This is a genomic window from Enterobacter cloacae subsp. cloacae ATCC 13047, from assembly GCF_000025565.1.
In the GTDB taxonomy this organism is placed as follows: domain Bacteria; phylum Pseudomonadota; class Gammaproteobacteria; order Enterobacterales; family Enterobacteriaceae; genus Enterobacter; species Enterobacter cloacae.
In genome coordinates this window covers 3190311-3209029 of the sequence record NC_014121.1, presented here as the reverse complement: position 1 = coordinate 3209029, position 18719 = coordinate 3190311, and the positions used below count along the sequence as shown (strand labels likewise).

The window sequence follows — 18719 nt, the reverse complement described above, 5'->3', positions numbered from 1 at the left end:
CACTTTTTACAGTGGTATAACTGTTAGCAGGCTTAGCGAAAAGGGGAGTTAACCATGTCTGACAATCCAGTGATTGCGCTGATTGGTCCTGGTGCAATTGGTACCACTATCGCCGCGGTGCTACATGACGCTGGCCGCACGCCGCAGTTGTGCGGACGCACCGCACATCCTGAACTGCGTCTGCGCGACGACGAAGGTGAAACGGTCGTGCCGGGTCCGGTATTAACCGACCCGTCCGTCGTCACGCGTCCCGCCGATCTGGTTTTTGTGGCGGTAAAAACGACGCAGAACGCCGACAGCGCCGGGTGGCTGCGCACCCTGTGCGATGAAAACACAGTGGTCTGCGCCCTGCAAAACGGCGTGGAGCAGAAAGCTCAGTTGGAGCCGTGGGTTAATGGCGCAACGGTGCTGCCGTCGGTGGTCTGGTTCCCGGCGCAGCGTGAGCCGGATGCCTCCGTCTGGCTGCGCGCCAAACCGCGCCTGACGCTGCCGGACGTTCCGCAGGCAAAACGGGTGGTAGACGCGTTGCAGGGCACACGCTGTGCGGTTGAGCTGTCGGCTGATTTCGCCACTGTCGCCTGGCGCAAGCTGCTGCAAAACGCGGTGGCCGGGCTGATGGTGCTGGCCAACCGTCGTGCCGGGATGTTTTCGCGCGAGGATATCAGCGCGCTGGGGCTGGCGTATCTGCGCGAAGGCCTTGCTGTCGCCCGTGCCGAGGGGGCAGCGCTCAATGATGACGTTGCGCAGGAGATCCTGGCGAATTTCCAGCGCGCCCCGGCCGATTTAGGCACCTCGATCCTTGCCGACCGTCAGGCCAACCGCCCACTGGAGTGGGATATCCGCAACGGCGTGATCCAGCGCTATGGCCGCGCGCACGGTATTCCGGTGCCCATCAGCGATGTGATAGTGCCGCTGCTGGCGGCGGGGAGCGAGGGGCCGGGCTAACGGCCGCTGTTTTTCCGTTCGGCAAAGTAGTGCGCGGGCGTGGTGCCCATCGCTTTGCGAAACATGGTGATAAACGCATTCACGGATTCATACCCGAGTTTTGTCGCCACATTCTGCACCGGGGCACCGCTCGCCAGCTCCTGCAGGGCGATAATCAGGTGCAGCTGCTGCCGCCATCGCCCAAAGCTCAGCCCGGTCTCGCGCTGCATCAGGCGCGCAAATAAAATAAAAATATATTTAAAATCAATTTTTTCCTGTATTTTTGCTTAAAGGGATGCTATCGAAAATACAACACTGCTCCGGCGATAACGATTGATACCAATCCTAAAGCGGAGAAAGCATACTCGACGATAAACCAGTTTTTGAGGTGAGGTGGCAAGTCTTTGATGAATGCAACATCATCATTTGTACTGTCAACTGAGCTTTTACCAAAGATCAAAGGGTTCACGATAAAGTTGATCTTCGCTGCGTAACCTGAGCTAAACCCTATAGAATCGGCATTATCGAAGATAATCGATCCGGCAGGGAGAGAACCAAACTTTTCTTTATACAGCGTGCAGATCGCGGAGAAGCGCTTTTTGTTGAGAAATGAGAGGAACGCGACCGCGATACCACAGCAGAGGCTTAACCCCGCGAATCCGCAGATAATCAGATCAGATAGAGTGAACATTTATTTAACAACCTCATAAATTTTCTCTCCTGCAAACTCCCCAACGTTGCTGCCAACTTCACCGACACCATACCCAACGGCTCCAGAAACTATTACGCCACATGCTAACGCGCCAACGGCTCCGACTTCTACAGTTAACGCGCCGAGCACTACCGCACATGCCGCAGTGGCTCCACTATACACTGCTGAGGATGTGTAAATACCCGCAGCAGTACCAACACTGAATCCGCCGACCTGAGTAAATGCCGCTTTTTCACAATCGCTCCCAACGGTGCAGGCTTCATAAACTTTGTCCAGCCTGTTAGCGCCATCGAGAGCAATACCGACATAGCCAACTGCTTTCATCATCTTCACGTATTTTGCTGCGTTCTCCATGAAGGTGGCGTAGCCTTCAATGTCAGCAACCCCCGTTTGATTCCAGCGGTGAGTGATAGAACTGGTCGATAGTCCTAATGCTCGCTTGATGTCCGGGTAGTCTTGCAAGGCGAGTTTGTGACGGGTGAAATCAGTGAGAATGCTATCAAGTTCACCGAATAGCTGCCGCCTCTGCACATAGAACTGTTCGCTGATCAGTGATCCACTGGTAATGTACTGATTTTTGTACGCTTGCTGAATCCTGGTCAAAACATTTTCGATCTTCTCAAAGTATTTACCAGCAGCATCTGAAGCAACCCCGGCTGTCGTACTGGCACGTGAAGTAAACAGATCAATGGTGTCTTTGTTCTTATGAAGAAAGTTAGCTTCCTGGATAGTCAGTGGTTCTAACGCTGCATCAACCCTCGCTTTCGCGGCTTTCATGTGGGCAATCTGTTCCTCGTCCTGCTTTTCAGGATCAACCAGAAGCATAATCGAACCAGCTTTGTATTTTTCATCGGGGCCGTTCAGCGTAGCGAATAGTTCCTTTGCTCCCGCTGGCGGGTTTTCGGTGAATAGCAGACGTTGCCAGGCTTCTGTAGTGCCGCCATAGGGGAGAACGGCAAAACCAGCGTCTATGCCTGTTTTCTTCTTCGCTGTCTGGGCGTGTTGTTCCGGTTCTGATTCAATCGGTTCTGGGAGTACAGGAATCCCTAAGGGGTGAGACAGATCAGTGTGTGTTACTGTTTCTTCTCCACCAAGTTCGTAACCATCGTCAAAGTTTGAAGGAACGAATTTCGATTTGCAGGGACAGGAGCTATAGCTGTGCAGCGTTCCGGCGATCCTTTTACCATGTATATAGTCGGTATCAAGCCCGCCACAGATACGGTAACGACCTGGATATTTACCACAGGTCACTTGATGACCTTCACAGGACATGTCTCTACCGAAAAACTGATGATCACTCCATCCTTCAATAATCCTACCGCCGCATACTGTCTTATCGCCCCTGAATAAAAAGTACCCCTTAACGCCCATCAGTGCTTACTCCCTGGCATGGTTAAGAATCCTTTCGGGAATGTGTCACCTTCACGAAATACCAGTCTGCCGCTGGACTGTGGTGTTGAGATTATTTCTTCTCCGTTATCGAGCATACTGCCAACCAGTGCCGCAGATGCGCCTTGCATTAAACGCGCTACACCTGCACCGGAAATAATAGTGGCTTCACTGCCGTCAGCGTAAACAACTCTATCTCCAACCCGCGCCATCTTATACCCACCAGTTGGACTGCCTGCCGAAGCATTGCGGATCACTCCCCCGTTGCGGGTGATGCTTCCCACTACAGCGAATCGGAAAATGGAGGCTAATGGGCGACTAACTTGTTTATTAAAATCCTCAAGCTCTTCACGTGTCTTGCTGTCACAGCTTGCTAAAAAATCTTCGTCGTAGTGTTCCTGTGAGGAGGATTCTCGGATTTCAGGCGTGATCTCGTTGGTGTATTGCTGCATAAATCCCTCTACTTTATATGGAAATAATCCCTGCGGTCATTTTACAAACAATGACCACATGCACAACAAGTATTAAATCTAAGTGAAACTACGTTTCGTAAGAGAAGGTTATAGTCATGAAATCACTGCTCTCTTTACTGGCTCGCTATACGCTGACGTTAAGCGTCGTCGCGGCGGCCAATTATCATGGCGCACTTGCCGCTGATGGGTTATGACCCTGTCCTCACGGGGCACGTGGAGAGCATCGGTCATGGGATTGGCGATAACAATGACGAGACCGGCGGGCTGGGTCTGCCCGACGTGGAGCCCACCTTCAGCTGGGTGCGGCTGGCGCAGCGCGTGCCGGTGCGCATTCATATCGACACCTTACCGAAGGGGGTTGAGCTGGTGGCGGGCCTGTCGGCGAGCGTGGCGGTGGGACAATAATCTGGGGATAGTCAGCCTTAAACACATATGCGAAACTTACCGCTTCTGAAAAAATGTGGTGGGACCCGCTCAATGTCAGAACCATCTTCGCAGTGCCTGTTTAATGAAGGAATGATCGCTTTTCCTGAGGGCTATCAGGATCGTACCGTCAATGTCTTCGCGCCGCCTGCAGCGGATGCGCCAGCATTCAACATCTCCCGCGATACCCTCAACCCCGGCGAAGCGCTTGCCGCGTATATCGATCGCCAGCTCGCCCTGATGGAAAAACATCTCAAGGGCTGGAAGCAGGGTGAACGCAGTGCCGCAACGCTCGGCGACGGCCTTTTGCAGGGTGAAATTGTCCACGCCAGCTATCTGCGCGACGGGAAACGCATCTGGCAGCAGCAGGCCGTGTTTAATGCCGAGGGCGATAACATTCTGGTGTTCACCATGACCTGCACCCGTACGCTGGGCGATACGGACTGCGCGCTGTTCGGCGATCTTCTCAGGAGCTTTCGCTTCCACCATTAACACCAGGGATAGTCGTTATGTTTGAAGCTGCACGCGTTGGTGATGATATCGGCCACTCCGGTGCGCTGGCCGGGATGATTGCCGGAACGATTGTCGGTGGCCTGATTGCCGCCGCCGGGGGCATTCTGGCGGGGGCGATGTTTATTGCCGGTCTCGGCGCATCCTGCCTTGGCGTGGGTGTGCTGCTCGTCGGCGCAAGCCTGGCCGTGGGGTATTACACCGGGGAGCTGGCGACCGCCGCCCGGGACAGTATCGCCGATGCCGGGGCATCCAGTATGACGAAGAAAGGCGTCATCACCTCCGGCTCGCCCAATGTGTTTATCAACAGCAAACCCGCCGCCATCGCGACGGACAGCGCGGTGAAGTGCTCGGACGATGGCTCGCAGCAGATGGCCGAAGGCTCTAAGCGCGTCTCGATTAACAGCCAGCCTGCGTCCCGCATCGGGGATCGCACCACCTGCGACGCGAAGGTGATGACCGGCTCGGACAACGTCTTCATCGGCGGCGATCCGCAGCAAACCCTGCCCATTCAGTCTGAAGTGCCCGAGTGGCTCTATAAAGTCTCCGATCTTACCCTGCTGTTCGCCGGGCTTCTCGGTGGCTGGGGCGGTGCGGCCGGCAAAGTCGGGGCGCTCTCTAAGCTGCTGGGCAAAATCCCTGGGATCAATAAGCTGGCCCGTATCGCCTGCCGCGCCGGCACGCTGATGACCGGCGTAGCGGCCGCGGGGATCATCGCCCGTCCGGTGGATATCGTCAGCGGACAGAAGTTTCTCAGCGGGGATGATGAACTCGATTTCGTTCTGCCGTCACGCCTGCCGGTGCGCTGGCAGCGCTACTGGCGCAGCGGCAACCCCGGTGACAGCGTGCTGGGCCGCGGCTGGAGCCTGTTCTGGGAAAGCCGCCTGGAGCCCTATCAGGACGGGCTGGTGTGGCGTGCGCCGTCCGGCGATTACGTTGCCTTCCCGAACGTGCCGAAAGGGATGCGCACCTACTGCGAGAGCGAAAAAAACTGGCTTGAACATCACCATGACGACAGCTGGTCGGTGTATGACGTCAGTGGCGAGCGCTGGCACTACGCAGCGCTGAAAGATGACGCACCGTCACTGCTTCAGCGCATCTCAGAACCCTGCGGCAACGATATCCTCTTCGAGTGGAATGCGGATAATACCCTGCATGCCCTGACCGACAGCGCGGGCCAGCGCGTGGTCTGCCGCTACGACCGTGACAGGCTCGCCAGCGCCTGGCTGGATGACGAGATTTGCCTGGTCAGTTACGCTTATGATGAACAGCGCCAGCTGGTCTGTGTGACCGGCCGGGGCGGTAGCGTGCGCCGACGCTTCCGCTGGCAGGACGGGCTGATGAGCGCCCACGAGGACGCCAATGGCCTGCTGAGCGAATACCGCTGGCGGGAGATTGATGGTCTGCCGCGCGTGGTCGGTTTCCGCCACAGCGGCGGCGAACAGCTGACGTTTGAATACGATTTTGAAAACGGCATCCGTCGCGCCAATCGTGATGATGGTGCGCAGGCGAACTGGCTGATTGACGACGACGACAACGTCGCGCGTTTCACGGATTACGACGGCCGCCAGACGACGTTTGTCTACCGCGACGGCGAGCTCAGCGATGTCATTCTGCCCGGCGGTGCGATGCGCTGCAGTACCTGGGATAAGTATGGCCGCATGACCAGTGAGACGGACCCGGCGGGCCGTTGCACAGAATATTACTGGTATCGTCTGACCGATCGCATCACCCGGACGGTCTACCCGGACGGTACTTCATCGCAGGCGATGTACGACCTTCGCGGTCGTCTGCTGTCGGAAACGGATCCGGCCGGTAACGCCACCGCGTATCACTATCCCGATGAGGAAGAGAACCTGCCGGAGAGCATCACCGATGCCCTCGGCGGCGTGGTACGTCTGGTCTGGAACATCCAGGGGCTGCTGACGCAGCGCACCGATTGCTCTGGCAGCGTGACCCGTTTCAGTTACGACCGTTTCGGGCAGCTGATTGCCAGCGAGGATGCGGAAGGGAATATCACGCGTCGGGAGTGGAACAACGCCGGGCTGCTGAGTGCCGTGATCCATCCGGACGGCAGCCGCGAGTCGCTGGTGTGGAACGAACGCGGCCAGCTCACGGGCTGGCGCGACCCGCTGGAAAGCGAGGTAAGCTGGGCCTATAACGCGCTCGGTCTCCCGGTCAGCCTCACCGATCGTATTGGCCGCGTGCGCCAGTGGCGCTACGACCCGCGCGGTAACCTGCTGCGACTCGATAACGGCAACGGGGCGGAATACCGCTTCACCTATGACGCCGTGGGCCGCCCGCTCAGCGAAACGCGCCCGGACGAGACCGTGCGCCATATGGAATGGGATGCGCGAGGGTTCCTCTGCGCGCTCGAAGAAAACGGCCGACCTGCCGCCGACGGCGGCATCGCCCGTCGCGTCCAGCAGTTCAGCTATGACGACAGCGGGCTGCTGATCGGGCGCACTCAGCGCCACGCGGAGTACCGCTACGTCCGCGACCTGAGCGGCCAGATCACCCGCATCCGCCGCACGCCAACAGCCGAAGGCGTTGCGCTGGGTATCGAAAGCGATGAGATTGCTTACCGCCACGATGCCGCCGGGCGCGTGCTGAGCGAATCCGGCATTAACGGCGCAGTGGGCTATGAATGGGATGCCCTGAGCAACCTGACCGGCCTGACGCTGCCCGGCGAGCAAAAGCTGGCCTGGCTGCACTATGGCTCCGGCCATGTCAGCGCCATCCGCTTCGGGCAGCAGTTGGTGACCGAGTTCACCCGCGACCGCCTGCACAGGGAAATTCGCCGCACCCAGGGCGCGCGCGAGCAGCTCCGCCAGTATGACAGCCTTGGCAGACGTACCCTGCAGCGCAGTGAGCTGAGTACGGAGGTGACCCTGCCGGAGCAGGCGATACTGGAACGCCTGTATCGCTACACCGCACGCGGTGAGCTTTCTGGCGTCAGCGACACCCTGCGCGGTGAGGTGGATTACGGCTACGACGCCGAAGGGCGTCTGCTGAAGCACTACGAGGCCCGACAGGGGCACAGCCGCGCGCAGTTCAGCTATGACGCCGCGGATAACCTCGCCGCCAATGATGATGCGGTACCGGTCACGGATAACCGCCTGCAGCACTGGCAGGCGCTGTTTATGAAATACGACCACTGGGGCAACCTGGTCAGCCGCCGCAACGGGCTGTATGAACAGCATTATGCGTATGACGCCGAGAACCGTCTGGTATCCGCCCGCGGAACCGGGCCGGAAGGGCGGTTTGAGGCGCGCTATCACTACGACGCGCTGGGCCGCCGTACCCGCAAAATCGTCACCACCGCGCACGGCACCACCGAAACGCGCTTCCTGTGGCAGGGCTACCGCCTGTTGCAGGAGCAGCAGCAAACCGGGTTGTGCAGTACATATATTTATGACCCGAATGAAGCCTGGAGCCCGCTGGCGCGGGTGGATCATCTCCGAGACCAGAGCAGCGGTGAGATTTACTGGTTCAACACCGACCTGAACGGCGCGCCGCTGGAGGTGACCGACGAACGTGGTGCGGTACGCTGGAGCGGCCAGTACGGCAGCTTTGGCGAGGTGCGCCATCAGAGCGAAGGGTTCTCACGGGTTGTGAATCGCACAGCGATGGCGCATCAACCGCTTCGCTATGCAGGGCAGTACGCTGACGGTGAAACGGGGCTGCACTATAACCTGTTCCGCTACTACGACCCGCAGGTCGGGCGGTTTATTGTGCAGGATCCGATTGGGTTGAATGGCGGGTGGAACCTTTATCAGTATGCGCCGAATCCGTTGGGGTGGATTGATCCGTGGGGACTCTCCGCGCAAGGTTTAGTTCGTTACAAACCAGATCCTAGCCTTAGCGCGCAGCCGGGAGCTAGGGCGACAGCAATAAGCCGAGCATGGGGAGAAGAAAGAGAACTAGTTGCGGCTGGAGGTGGAAGCCGAGACTGGACGGCTGCTGAACGGGAAATAATACTAAGCACAAAAAATAACCGCCAATTATCGTCGGTTATGTCCGAAATGGGTTATACAGGCCATCATATCAATAGTGTGAAAGGTAATGGTGTTCTGGGAGGAAAATGGCAAGGTGATCCAAGGAATATTGTATTTCTCCAGAATGCTAATCATCCAAGCGGCTATGATGAGCATTTACATGGACTACAAGGTCATCGTGGCAGTTATGACACTCCAGGTAAAGGACGACTGATAGACCGCAACCTTACCCGTAAGAATTTGAAGAGCTGTCAATAATATCAATGAATATGCTGAATGTGAGGTATTGTTATGAGTGAAATTGAAGAGTCTTTAAAAAAACTTGTTGTTATTTGCAAAAAACACTCGCTGCCCGGGAGTTTCAATACAGTCAATGACTTGGATAATGTATTCCCATCCAACTTACCTCGTTCAACAGATGTTGATTACTTATATAAAAATTATAATCCTGAACAGTTAAAAATTGAAACAGGCTTCACGCCAATTAAAATTCACTCTGTCAGTGAGCTCTCGAAGGCTCAAAATGGTTATGAGTACTTACCAAACAATTACCTTGTTATTGGTGATGATTTAGGTGGAGGTAAACCTATAATTGCGGTTGTCGATGAAGGGAATACCTCTATATATGCAAGTTATGATGTAATTGAACCATTTAAAATAGCTGGCAGTCTCTCTGGATTTATATTTTCATTGGCTGAGCTTATTGATTTGGTATATGGCCAATATGATATCTTTGATATAGCAGATGATAATGACGAAGTAAAAGATGATTTTATTGATGAGTTGCGGAAAAGAATTGTGCCTCTTATCGGTAATGAAAATTTCAATGCTTTCTATGATTATTTTTATGGCTAGGATACATGTTTTTTTTGATATAGATGAATAAATGGAGTATGCCGGAAACCATTAAGTTCCGGCTTTAATTACTACAATCAATTTTTCCATAATAGAGGTTGAGTAACTAAGATCAAGAAGTCATGAACTTAGCAAGGAGAGCTTATGCCTATTTCATGCGGTAAACCTACAACTCAAGATGAAATTAAAATTTTGGAGGTAAAATTCAAAATCAGTTTGCCTGAAGATTATAAAGAATTCCTCAGGTTGAAAAATGGCTTTGTTGTAAAATCTCCGGATTTTTGTGAGTTGGAGTATGAAGGTGTTGATGAAGGGGTTATCGCCTTTTATGCCCTTTTTGGAATAAATATGAAAAATCCAAACCACGACATTTTTCGTCAAAATGAAAATGTTTTAAGTGAACTTGATTTCATTGATGATAAGTTGATTATTGGTGATGATCCTGGAGGTAACTTTTACCTTATATTAAATGGCAGTGAAAGCCAAGGTTTGTATTATTGGGACAGAACACATCTTCATGCAGAGGATGATATCCAAGAGTTTGAGATCGCTGAGAAAAATGAGTGCGGCAACATCTATAAAATTACTAATGGCTTTACTGAATTTTACAAGAAAATATGTGAAATATCCCTTGATGCAGGAATGAATGTAACTGTTGATTTATGATATTTCAAAAATGAGCCATAATTAGAATGTGATTATGGCTTATTTTTTTACATTTAGATGTTAGTAAATAGATAAATAGTGATAAAAACAATGTCAGATATGCTTGTATTTTACTATTGATAATAGTGTCTTTTTAGATAAAAAAGGCATTTCACAGAAAGCGACTCAGAATTTGTTAAGGAAAAAGATGCACACTCCACATCATCTGATTGAAACTACCATAATTCTTCTGCCGAGAGATCTTCATGCCAATGTGCCCCATATTGGCTACGCATAAGATATATGGAGGAAAGAACATTGTTGAAAAAATTAGAGCGCTTTGGAGCGAAATCGACACCATTACTATTAGATGAACTGAAAAAGAATTTACATACATTAGAAACATCAATAGGGCCAATTCCTGAAAGTTATCGTGCCTATTTACTTCATTTTGGCGTTTCTGCTCTTTTTGATGTAAATATTCTTTTCAAGCCGTTACAACCATCTCCGTGGTCTGATGAGCAAGGAAACGATACGCTTGAGTCTTTGTACGGCCTTGCAGAATCGGGTAAAGAATATACTGTCTTTGAAATGACTGATATATACCGGAATGATTTTCGCGATCAATGGTTACCGATAGGAGCCTCGTCTGGTGATAACCAAATCTGTCTTTGCCTCAAGGGAGATATGTCGGGAGAGATTTGGTTTTGGGATCACGAGTCTGATCCAATATTCAATCATTCAGTAGTGACCTCCGGGCTGACGAAAATAGCAAACTCCTTCGATGAGTTTGTTGATATGCTTACTGCTCAGAATGATAAAATAGATGCATCAGGGGTAGTTAAAGTCGATCTTGATTTTTAATAAAAGTGTACTTGCGGTGATCCTGGCGAAGCCCATCTATTGCTGTAAGGTGGGTGTGGCTGGTGCAGCATATCACAGCAGCAACAGCCGCTTCGCTATGCTGGAAATATATAATTTGTCTTTTAAAAAGAGCATTATTAAAAATATTTCTGTGGATGCCATTTTTGGCTGTTCATACGATAATAACTATATTAATGAATTGCAGGCTTTCGGTAAAAATCTGTCAGGAGTGAAACGATTCATGATAAGGACAACTGATGAGTATAATTAAAAATCTTGTTGCAACGTGTATTAACTGCGCTGAAGAAAATGATGTTCTCACCATTGGAATAGGGGATGACAGTCATGATCCCAAAAACTTTATCATTATCGGACGATTCGACGAAGATGAATTACCCGTTAACGAATGCATTGGTTTCCAGAGTGAGTCAACGGAATATGAGTTAACAGACTCTATTCGTTCTGTTCAGCTCACTGAAGACAAACTTGTGATCGTGCTTAATGAAGATGCCGTAAAAATGATTGGTATCAGGGAATATCATGTGGCCATTCCTGCAGCAAAAGACTCTAAATCGCTTGGAAAGTGTTTGAGGGAAGTGTTTGAAGGCAGTGACGTGCCTCTTCAATTATCATAGGAGTTTTAGCCGCGACATGGCCAGCTTGGCTGCGTCACTTTTTTCTTAATATTAAAAAATCATCCTCATCAATTCCCCACAAATGCACTTACCGGCACGCCAAAACGCTTCGCCAGCGCGCGCATATGATCCAGCGTTAACGTGCGCTGTCCGTTAAGGATCCGACTCACCAGAGACTTCTTGCCTATCTCGTTCTCGAAATCGCTCTGAGTGAGATGGTACTGGTCCATCAGCGTTCGCAATAACGCAACGCCTGACGGAATGCTGGCAACACGCGCATTAAATTCTGCAAACTCCGGAGACTCGTTTTCGTATTTATCGATTTTCGCGGTGAGCATCTCTACCAGCGGGCTATCGGGGTCATGCTCAATCAGATACTCCACCAACGCCAGAGCATCCTCGTAATCTTGTCGCGACGGGCTTGAGCCCAGGAAAGGAAGCTCGTTGGTCAGATCGTTTGCCGCTTTGATGGCTGCTGCATAGTTCATTCTTTCGTTCTCCGGTAGAGGTCCGTGAGCTTGTCATACTCTGCGTGAGTGCTGATGTGTTTGATGAAGATCTTTCCCCGCTCAAAATCAGCAAAAACATCACTCTTAAATGCCCGCCACCCACATCAATGACTCACCATTTTTCCCGGTATTTCATCCTGTCCCGACTGGGGGAAGCGCTTTCGCATGTCGTCTGGTGATGGGTAGTGCACATTTTTTAGTACCCGGTAAAGATCGTCCAGGGCGAGTGCTTGATTAGGAAATTGACTGGTGGCCGCGTCGAAAGGCGCTCTTGGACTACTTGCATCCTTTCCCCTTGTTTTCTGAATGGAAACATTATAGATGGTGGGTGGTGAGTTGACAATATGGAAACTGGGAGGGGAGTGCAGATTCTACATATATTTTTTGCAATAGTTTGATATGGTTAGCACATATGCTTAACTTACATTCTAGGTATCCAAAGTGATTTTAAATGACATTTTTAAAATATCTGAAGTAATTACATCTCCGTTTCACTACATATTTAAGAGGAAACTCTCTCATTATTTATATCAAAAAAGTATTATTGATATTCTAACGAGTGTTAATGATAAAAAACTACGAGAATGTTACAGGCCTCTTGATTTGATTAATGCAAGAGAGTTTAGAGGTATAATAAATTCACTTTTCCAACCAGGTGACTACCATTTTTCCACAATAGATATCGCTGTTGCAATTAATATTGCAATAGCGCATTATTGTGACAACGAATTTAATAAGCATAGCCATGAAATTATTGATTTATCCTATCATTTATCACGTGAAATAAAAGAGTCAATAATTAAGAGTAAAATAATGCGAGATGGTTTAATTGATTATGGGAAAAATATTAGCCAAATTGATGTTAATCCAGAAAGGATAAAAATTGAATATTTATTCAAAAATAAGAAAGATTTATTTAAACATTACTTTTCAACATTTAACAACACTAACTTTAACCATAGTATTAGAATCTGGCATCAAAGCAATGATAATGCTTGGGTTGATTGGGCCGAGAAAAACTCTATATGCATAAACATTAATCCATACAAAATTCGTGAGGGTTTCTTTTTAGTCGTGTTCGATTATTTTGATGTTACAAATAATGAAAGTTTACATATTGCCAGTGGCTTTGTTGAATAAATCAGATTTCGGGTAAGTCTCCCCCGTAGCGGGTTGTGTTTTCAGGCAATACGCACGCTTTCAGGTATACCTGCTTTCGTCATTTTGTTCAGCGCTCGTACCAGGGCCATAGCCTCCGCAACCTGACCATCGTAGTCACGCAGCGTCAGTGAACCCCCGAACAGCTGTTTTACCCGGTACATCGCCGTTTCCGCTATCGAGCGACGGTTGTAATCTGTTGTCCATTTCCACCGCGCATTACTCCCGGTCATTCGCTGATTAGCCACTGCACGGTTACGGTCTGCATATTCACCGGGCCAGTAACCCGCACCTTTTCGGGGAGGGATAAGCGCGCTGATTTTCTTACGCCGCAGTTCATCGTGACATAGCCGGGTATCGTAAGCGCCATCGGCGGCGGCTGACCTGATTTTCCGGTGGGTTTGCCGGATTAACCCGGGGAAGGCCTCTGAGTCCGTAACGTTGTTCAGCGACAGGTCAGCGCAGATGATTTCATGTGTTTTACTGTCAACGGCGAGATGCAGCTTACGCCAGATACGGCGGCGTTCCTGGCCATGCTTTTTGACTTTCCACTCGCCTTCACCGAAGACCTTCAGCCCGGTGGAATCAATTACCAGGTGTGCGATTTCACCCCGGGTGGGCGTTTTGAAACTGACATTAACCGACTTTGCCCGCCTGCTGACACAGCTGTAATCCGGGCAGCGTAGCGGAACGTTCATCAGAGAAAAAATGGAATCAATAAAGCCCTGCGCAGCCCGCAGGGTCAGCCTGAATACGCGTTTAATGACCAGCACAGTAGTGATGGCAAGGTCAGAATAGCGCTGAGGTCTGCCTCGTGAAGAAGGTGTTGCTGACTCATACCAGGCCTGAATAGCTTCATCATCCAGCCAGAAAGTTATGGAGCCACGGTTGATGAGGGCTTTATTGTAGGTGGGCCAGTTGGTGATTTTGAACTTTTGCTTTGCCACGGAACGGTCTGCGTTGTCGGGAAGATACGTGATCTGATCCTTCAACTCAGCAAAAGTTCGATTTATTCAACAAAGCCATTGCCAGTAACAAAGATGGATATGAATATTTTAATAAACAGTTGAAAAATAGTTCATATGTATGGATGCGATAAGCATAATAAAATGGAATAAATGCAAAGAAATGGGCAAACGGTCATTACTAGGAATGAAATGCCGTCATTATGTTCTCAGCCTATGGGGAGGGCGAAAATACAAACGTTTGCTCTTACTTCGTAATAGACATTCAATAAACAACATTAAATTTTGCGTAAGACCGGGGATCTGCTTCTTACCCAGCAGATCCCCGGCCTCCCATCACCCGCCTCAGTGCGCCGTAATATACGGCTCCTTCACAAACTCCGCTAACAACCAGACCATATCATGCAGCAGTCCGACGAGTTCTTGCGCCACGCTTGCAGGCAGTGTCCCACCCATCACCGCCAGCGTTAACGCTACGGCATAATCCACCTGCAACGTCGTTTCCTGCCAGCAGTCCGGCACGCAGGAGGCAATCTTTTCTCCCGCAATCAACTGTTTAACAAGATACTGCGGAAGTTCATCATCGCAGCATTCCCGCAGCCGCTTCAGCACAGCCAGCAATCGCTTGCAGAGTGTGGCAAACGTCACCGCGTCATCAGTTTCCACCAATACGCTAACATACGCAGTGCAGGCGTCAGCCAGTTCGAAGAGATCCGCAGAATCGGGAAGTTGCTGGTGGAGAAGGTGATAAACAGAGCTTTCTTCAGTAAGCGCGTAAGAAAATCCAGGGATAGTAGCCATAAGGCATCCTCTTTATGCAAAAAAATATTAACCGCCCGATGAGTTCCTACACTCAGAGGGGGTAGCGCTGACGGAGGTAGGAATACCGTGCATAAAGAAAAACGGCCAGCCTTTCGACTGCTCCGTCAGCGCCACCGTGATTCTAACGGGATATGCGCTGTCGCGACAAAAAATATCGCTTTATGCTAACGGGTTCCTACGCCCGGTTGCGGATGTGCCGCAACGCAGGCACTTTACGGCGGCAAAAAAAGGAAAGGAAGGGATGCCCATGAATTACATAAGGTTGCTTGCAGGTTTGCGAGGCGGCTTCCAGAAGGGAATTGCCGGATGGCGGTTACGCCGTATCCGACCTACAAAAACCACCAACCAAACCGGCCGCTACTCCTCGCTTATCATCGTCAAGAACCGCTTCACCGTCCGCGAGCGTTCAAAGCGCCGCCAGCACAGCGCGATATCGGTATAAAGCTCCGGTGAGCTCAGCGCGTGGTAGGTGACATTCGGCGGAGAAATGGCCGCCATTGACTTCGGCACCAGCGCGAATCCGCCGCCTGCAGAGACCATGCTCAGGGAGGACGAAAGTTGAGACGACTGCAGCGCGTGCTGTACGTCTATTCCGGCCCGTTCGCAACAGCTGTAAACCCGGTCGAACAGGCCGGGAGCGACCTCCTGCGGGAACAACACCACTGGCGTATCCCGGAGCTGCTCCAGCGCCAGAGCGCCGCTTGTTGCGAGCGGATGGTCGCGATGCAGCGCCACCACCATCGGCTCCCGGTCGAGGATTTTTAACTCGAATGCCTTGCTGCTCTCACACGGCAGCCGCACGAAGGCGATATCCAGTTCCCCCTCCGCCAGCATCGCCGTCAGAGAAGACATATTGGCCTCCACCTGGTGTACCTGCACCGCCATGTTCTGTACCTGAAACTGACGAATGAGCGCGAAAATTTTGGGATGAAAAGCATCTGAACTGGTGATGCCAATCGACAGGTTGCCGTTCAGACCGCGCGCGATGCCGCGGGCTTTCTCCAGCGCGGCGTCGCTCAGCGCCAGGATCTTACAGGCGTCCTCGTAGAAGGCTTCTCCCGCTTCGGTTAGCTCCACACCTCTCGTCAGACGCCTGAACAGCGGCGTGCCCACTTCCTCTTCGAGCCGTTTGATCTGCTGACTCAGAGGAGGCTGTGAAATACCCAGCGCTTTGGCCGCCCTGGTGAAGTGTCGCTCGCGTGCAACCGCGACAAAATACCGCAGATAACGAAGTTCCATATCAAAAACGTCTCAAACCAGCATGGATTCTATATTGGAACTCTCTGCTGAATCGGGTCAACATTTATTTAACCTTTATAAATAAAGTTGAAGAGGACGAGCATGATGATGCACTCATCTGCCTGCGACTGTGAGGCGAGCTTATGCGAGACCCTGCGCGGGTTCTCCGCTAAACATCCTGACAGCGTGATCTATCAGACATCGCTAATGAGCGCCCTGCTAAGCGGTGTCTACGAAGGGGACACCACCATCGCCGATCTGCTGGCACATGGTGATTTTGGTCTGGGCACCTTCAACGAGCTGGACGGCGAAATGATTGCCTTCAGCAGCCAGGTGTACCAGCTGCGCGCCGACGGCAGCGCACGCGCCGCGAAGCCAGAGCAGAAAACGCCGTTCGCGGTGATGACCTGGTTCCAGCCGCAGTACCGCAAAACCTTTGATGCGCCGGTCAGCCGTCAGCAGATCCACGACGTGATCGACCAGCAAATTCCCTCGGATAACCTGTTCTGCGCGCTGCGCATCGACGGCAACTTCCGCCACGCCCACACCCGTACCGTACCGCGTCAGACGCCGCCATACCGCGCGATGACCGACGTGCTGGACGACCAGCCGGTGTTCCGCTTTAACCAGCGTGAAGGGGTGCTGGTTGGGTTCCGCACGCCGCAGCATATGCAGGGCATCAACGTGGCCGGCTATCACGAACATTTCATTACCGACGACCGTCAGGGCGGGGGACATCTGCTGGATTACCAGCTGGAGAGCGGCGTGCTCACCTTTGGCGAAATACACAAGCTAATGATTGACCTGCCCGCCGACAGCGCGTTTTTACAGGCCAACCTTCACCCCAGCAACCTTGATGCAGCGATCCGTTCCGTCGAAAACTAACAGGAGAACTATCGTGAACAGTGAGAAACAGTCACGTCAGTGGGCGCACGGCGCCGATATGGTTGTCGGCCAGCTGGAAGCGCAGGGCGTGAAGCAGGTGTTCGGGATCCCGGGGGCGAAAATCGACAAAGTCTTTGACTCCCTGCTGGACTCGTCCATCGAAATCATCCCGGTACGCCACGAGGCGAATGCGGCGTTCATGGCGGCGGCGGTAGGGCGTCTGACCGGCAAGGCAGGGGTGGCGCTGGTTACCTCCGGGCCGGGCTGTTCCAACCTGATCACCGGCATTGCCACCGCCAACAGCGAAGGCGACCCGGTGGTGGCGCTGGGCGGAGCGGTGAAGCGGGCGGATAAAGCCAAACTGGTGCACCAGAGCATGGACACGGTTGCCATGTTCAGCCCGGTCACCAAATACGCAGTGGAAGTCAGCTCTCCGGATGCGATTGCTGAAGTGGTATCGAATGCGTTTCGTGCCGCCGAGCACGGCAGGCCGGGGGGCGCGTTCGTCAGCCTGCCGCAGGATATTGTTGACCAGCCCGCTACGGGCGCGATTTTACCGGCCAGCGGCCCGGCGCTGATGGGCCCGGCTCCCGAATCGGCCATTAACGATGTGGCGAAGCTCATCGACAAAGCCAAAAACCCGGTGATCCTGCTGGGGCTGATGGCGAGCCAGCCTGCCAACAGCGCGGCGCTGCGTAAGCTGCTGGAGAAAAGCCGCATTCCGGTCACCAGCACTTATCAGGCCGCCGGGGCGGTGAACCAGGAGCACTTCACTCGCTTTGCCGGACGCGTCGGTCTGTTCAATAACCAGGCGGGCGACAGGCTGCTGCATCTGGCGGATCTGATTATCTGCATCGGCTACAGCCCGGTGGAGTATGAGCCTTCCATGTGGAACAGCGGCGACGCCACGCTGGTACACATTGACGTGCTGCCGGCCTATGAAGAACGCAATTATGTACCGGATCTGGAGCTGGTGGGGGATATCGCTGAAACGCTGAACCTGCTCGCTAACCGGATCGATCACAAGCTGGAGCTGAGCCAGCGTGCGTCAGAGATCCTGGTCGATCGCCAGCATCAGCGCGATCTGCTCGATCGCCGCGGTGCCTCGCTCAACCAGTTTGCCCTGCATCCGCTGCGTATCGTGCGGGCCATGCAGGACATCGTGAATAACGACGTGACCCTGACCGTCGACATGGGCAGCTTCCACATCTGGATCGCCCGCTACCTCTACAGCTTCCGGGCGCGTCAGGTGATGATCTCCAACGGTCAGCAGACCATGGGCGTTGCGCTGCCGTGGGCTATTGGCGCGTGGCTGGTCAACCCCGGGCGCAAAGTGGTCTCGGTGTCCGGCGACGGCGGCTTCCTGCAGTCAAGCATGGAGCTGGAAACCGCCGTGCGTCTTAATGCCAACGTGCTGCACATCATCTGGGTGGATAACGGCTACAACATGGTCGCCATTCAGGAAGAGAAAAAATACCAGCGCCTTTCCGGCGTGGAGTTCGGCCCGGTCGATTTCAAAGCCTATGCCGATGCCTTTGGCGCCAGGGGCTTTGCCGTGGAGAGCGCCGATGCCCTTGAACCGACGCTGCGTGCGGCGATGGATGTGAATGGCCCGGCCGTGGTGGCCATTCCCGTTGACTACAGCGATAACCCGCTGCTGATGGGCCAGCTCCATCTCAGCCAGATTTTGTGACTCACTATAAGGACAGAGAA

At 52.5% G+C, this 18719-nt stretch carries 19 protein-coding genes and 3 pseudogenes; 12 read left to right on the top strand and 10 right to left on the bottom strand.

Annotation, left to right across the window (positions count from 1 at the left end; all coding sequences use genetic code 11):
* The first annotated feature begins 54 nt into the window (after nt 1-54).
* Nucleotides 55-945 carry an oxidoreductase gene (locus ECL_RS15505; RefSeq protein ID WP_013097672.1) on the top strand — a complete coding sequence of 297 codons (891 nt, stop codon included), beginning with the start codon at nt 55-57 and terminating at the stop codon, nt 943-945.
* Here the strand turns inward: ECL_RS15505 and ECL_RS15500 are convergent.
* The 4 genes and pseudogenes from ECL_RS15500 to ECL_RS15485 form a co-directional block, all read right to left on the bottom strand.
* A pseudogene (locus tag ECL_RS15500) lies at nt 942-1163 on the bottom strand (helix-turn-helix domain-containing protein); the annotation flags it as partial. The gene ECL_RS15505 and the pseudogene ECL_RS15500 sit on opposite strands and share 4 nt — an antisense overlap.
* A gap of 59 nt (nt 1164-1222) precedes the next feature.
* Nucleotides 1223-1615 carry a hypothetical protein gene (locus ECL_RS15495; RefSeq protein WP_013097670.1) on the bottom strand — a complete coding sequence of 131 codons (393 nt, stop codon included), beginning with the start codon at nt 1613-1615 and terminating at the stop codon, nt 1223-1225.
* On the bottom strand, nt 1616-3007 hold the full coding sequence (locus ECL_RS15490) for a PAAR domain-containing protein (protein ID WP_013097669.1): 1392 nt from the start codon (nt 3005-3007) through the stop codon (nt 1616-1618).
* The gene (locus ECL_RS15485; protein ID WP_013097668.1) at nt 3007-3477 is read right to left on the bottom strand and encodes a PAAR domain-containing protein; all 471 of its coding nucleotides are present in this window, start codon (nt 3475-3477) and stop codon (nt 3007-3009) included. Before ECL_RS15485 ends, ECL_RS15490 begins: the two co-directional genes overlap by 1 nt.
* 189 nt (nt 3478-3666) lie before the next feature.
* On the opposite strand from ECL_RS15485, the pseudogene ECL_RS15480 reads away from it, so the two are divergent.
* From ECL_RS15480 to ECL_RS15445, 8 genes and pseudogenes are all read left to right on the top strand, one after another.
* A pseudogene (locus ECL_RS15480) lies at nt 3667-3903 on the top strand (efflux transporter periplasmic adaptor subunit); the annotation flags it as partial.
* Nucleotides 3904-3975: 72 nt separating this feature from the next.
* On the top strand, nt 3976-4413 hold the full coding sequence (locus ECL_RS15475; RefSeq protein ID WP_038981063.1) for a DcrB-related protein: 438 nt from the start codon (nt 3976-3978) through the stop codon (nt 4411-4413).
* 17 nt (nt 4414-4430) lie between these two features.
* On the top strand, nt 4431-8687 hold the full coding sequence (locus tag ECL_RS15470) for an RHS repeat-associated core domain-containing protein (protein WP_013097665.1): 4257 nt from the start codon (nt 4431-4433) through the stop codon (nt 8685-8687).
* Between the two features lie 33 nt (nt 8688-8720).
* Complete coding sequence (locus tag ECL_RS15465) at nt 8721-9284, top strand: hypothetical protein (RefSeq protein WP_013097664.1); 564 nt, start codon at nt 8721-8723, stop codon at nt 9282-9284.
* 144 nt (nt 9285-9428) lie between these two features.
* Entirely contained in the window at nt 9429-9950 is a 522-nt protein-coding gene (locus ECL_RS15460) for an SMI1/KNR4 family protein (protein ID WP_013097663.1), read from the top strand.
* A 297-nt stretch (nt 9951-10247) separates the two neighbouring features.
* A complete protein-coding gene (locus ECL_RS15455) occupies nt 10248-10793 on the top strand; it encodes an SMI1/KNR4 family protein (RefSeq protein WP_052429241.1) in 546 nt (181 codons plus the stop codon).
* A 55-nt stretch (nt 10794-10848) separates the two neighbouring features.
* Entirely contained in the window at nt 10849-11064 is a 216-nt protein-coding gene (locus ECL_RS15450; protein ID WP_013097661.1) for a hypothetical protein, read from the top strand.
* Complete coding sequence (locus ECL_RS15445; protein ID WP_013097660.1) at nt 11051-11428, top strand: hypothetical protein; 378 nt, start codon at nt 11051-11053, stop codon at nt 11426-11428. Before ECL_RS15450 ends, ECL_RS15445 begins: the two co-directional genes overlap by 14 nt.
* Before the next feature lie 68 nt (nt 11429-11496).
* On the opposite strand, the gene ECL_RS15440 is transcribed toward ECL_RS15445, so the two are convergent.
* Complete coding sequence (locus ECL_RS15440; protein WP_013097659.1) at nt 11497-11916, bottom strand: helix-turn-helix domain-containing protein; 420 nt, start codon at nt 11914-11916, stop codon at nt 11497-11499.
* A pseudogene (locus tag ECL_RS27580) lies at nt 11913-12245 on the bottom strand (type II toxin-antitoxin system HigB family toxin). The gene ECL_RS15440 and the pseudogene ECL_RS27580 overlap by 4 nt, the downstream one beginning before the upstream one ends.
* A gap of 133 nt (nt 12246-12378) precedes the next feature.
* Between ECL_RS27580 and ECL_RS15430 the strand changes: the two are divergent.
* Nucleotides 12379-13077 (top strand): hypothetical protein, encoded by a 699-nt coding sequence (locus ECL_RS15430; protein ID WP_044158805.1) that lies wholly within the window; start codon nt 12379-12381, stop codon nt 13075-13077.
* Between the two features lie 41 nt (nt 13078-13118).
* Here ECL_RS15430 and ECL_RS15425 read toward each other — a convergent pair whose 3' ends face one another.
* The 4 genes from ECL_RS15425 to ECL_RS15410 all read right to left on the bottom strand — a co-directional run bounded on the left by ECL_RS15425 (nt 13119) and on the right by ECL_RS15410 (nt 16121).
* Nucleotides 13119-14087, bottom strand: a complete 969-nt coding sequence (locus ECL_RS15425; RefSeq protein ID WP_013087110.1) for an IS5-like element IS903B family transposase — start codon at nt 14085-14087, stop codon at nt 13119-13121.
* Between the two features lie 318 nt (nt 14088-14405).
* Nucleotides 14406-14861 carry a hypothetical protein gene (locus ECL_RS15420; protein WP_044158803.1) on the bottom strand — a complete coding sequence of 152 codons (456 nt, stop codon included), beginning with the start codon at nt 14859-14861 and terminating at the stop codon, nt 14406-14408.
* Nucleotides 14862-14888: 27 nt separating this feature from the next.
* Nucleotides 14889-14996, bottom strand: coding sequence for an ash family protein (locus ECL_RS28020; protein WP_164928061.1), 108 nt, complete (start codon nt 14994-14996; stop codon nt 14889-14891).
* Between the two features lie 243 nt (nt 14997-15239).
* Nucleotides 15240-16121, bottom strand: a complete 882-nt coding sequence (locus tag ECL_RS15410) for a LysR family transcriptional regulator (RefSeq protein ID WP_013097654.1) — start codon at nt 16119-16121, stop codon at nt 15240-15242.
* Nucleotides 16122-16226: 105 nt separating this feature from the next.
* Here ECL_RS15410 and budA point away from each other — a divergent pair, with 105 nt between their 5' ends.
* Nucleotides 16227-17006, top strand: coding sequence for an acetolactate decarboxylase (gene budA, locus ECL_RS15405; protein ID WP_014831009.1), 780 nt, complete (start codon nt 16227-16229; stop codon nt 17004-17006).
* 13 nt (nt 17007-17019) lie between these two features.
* Complete coding sequence (alsS, locus tag ECL_RS15400; protein ID WP_013097652.1) at nt 17020-18699, top strand: acetolactate synthase AlsS; 1680 nt, start codon at nt 17020-17022, stop codon at nt 18697-18699.
* The last annotated feature ends 20 nt before the right edge of the window (nt 18700-18719 follow it).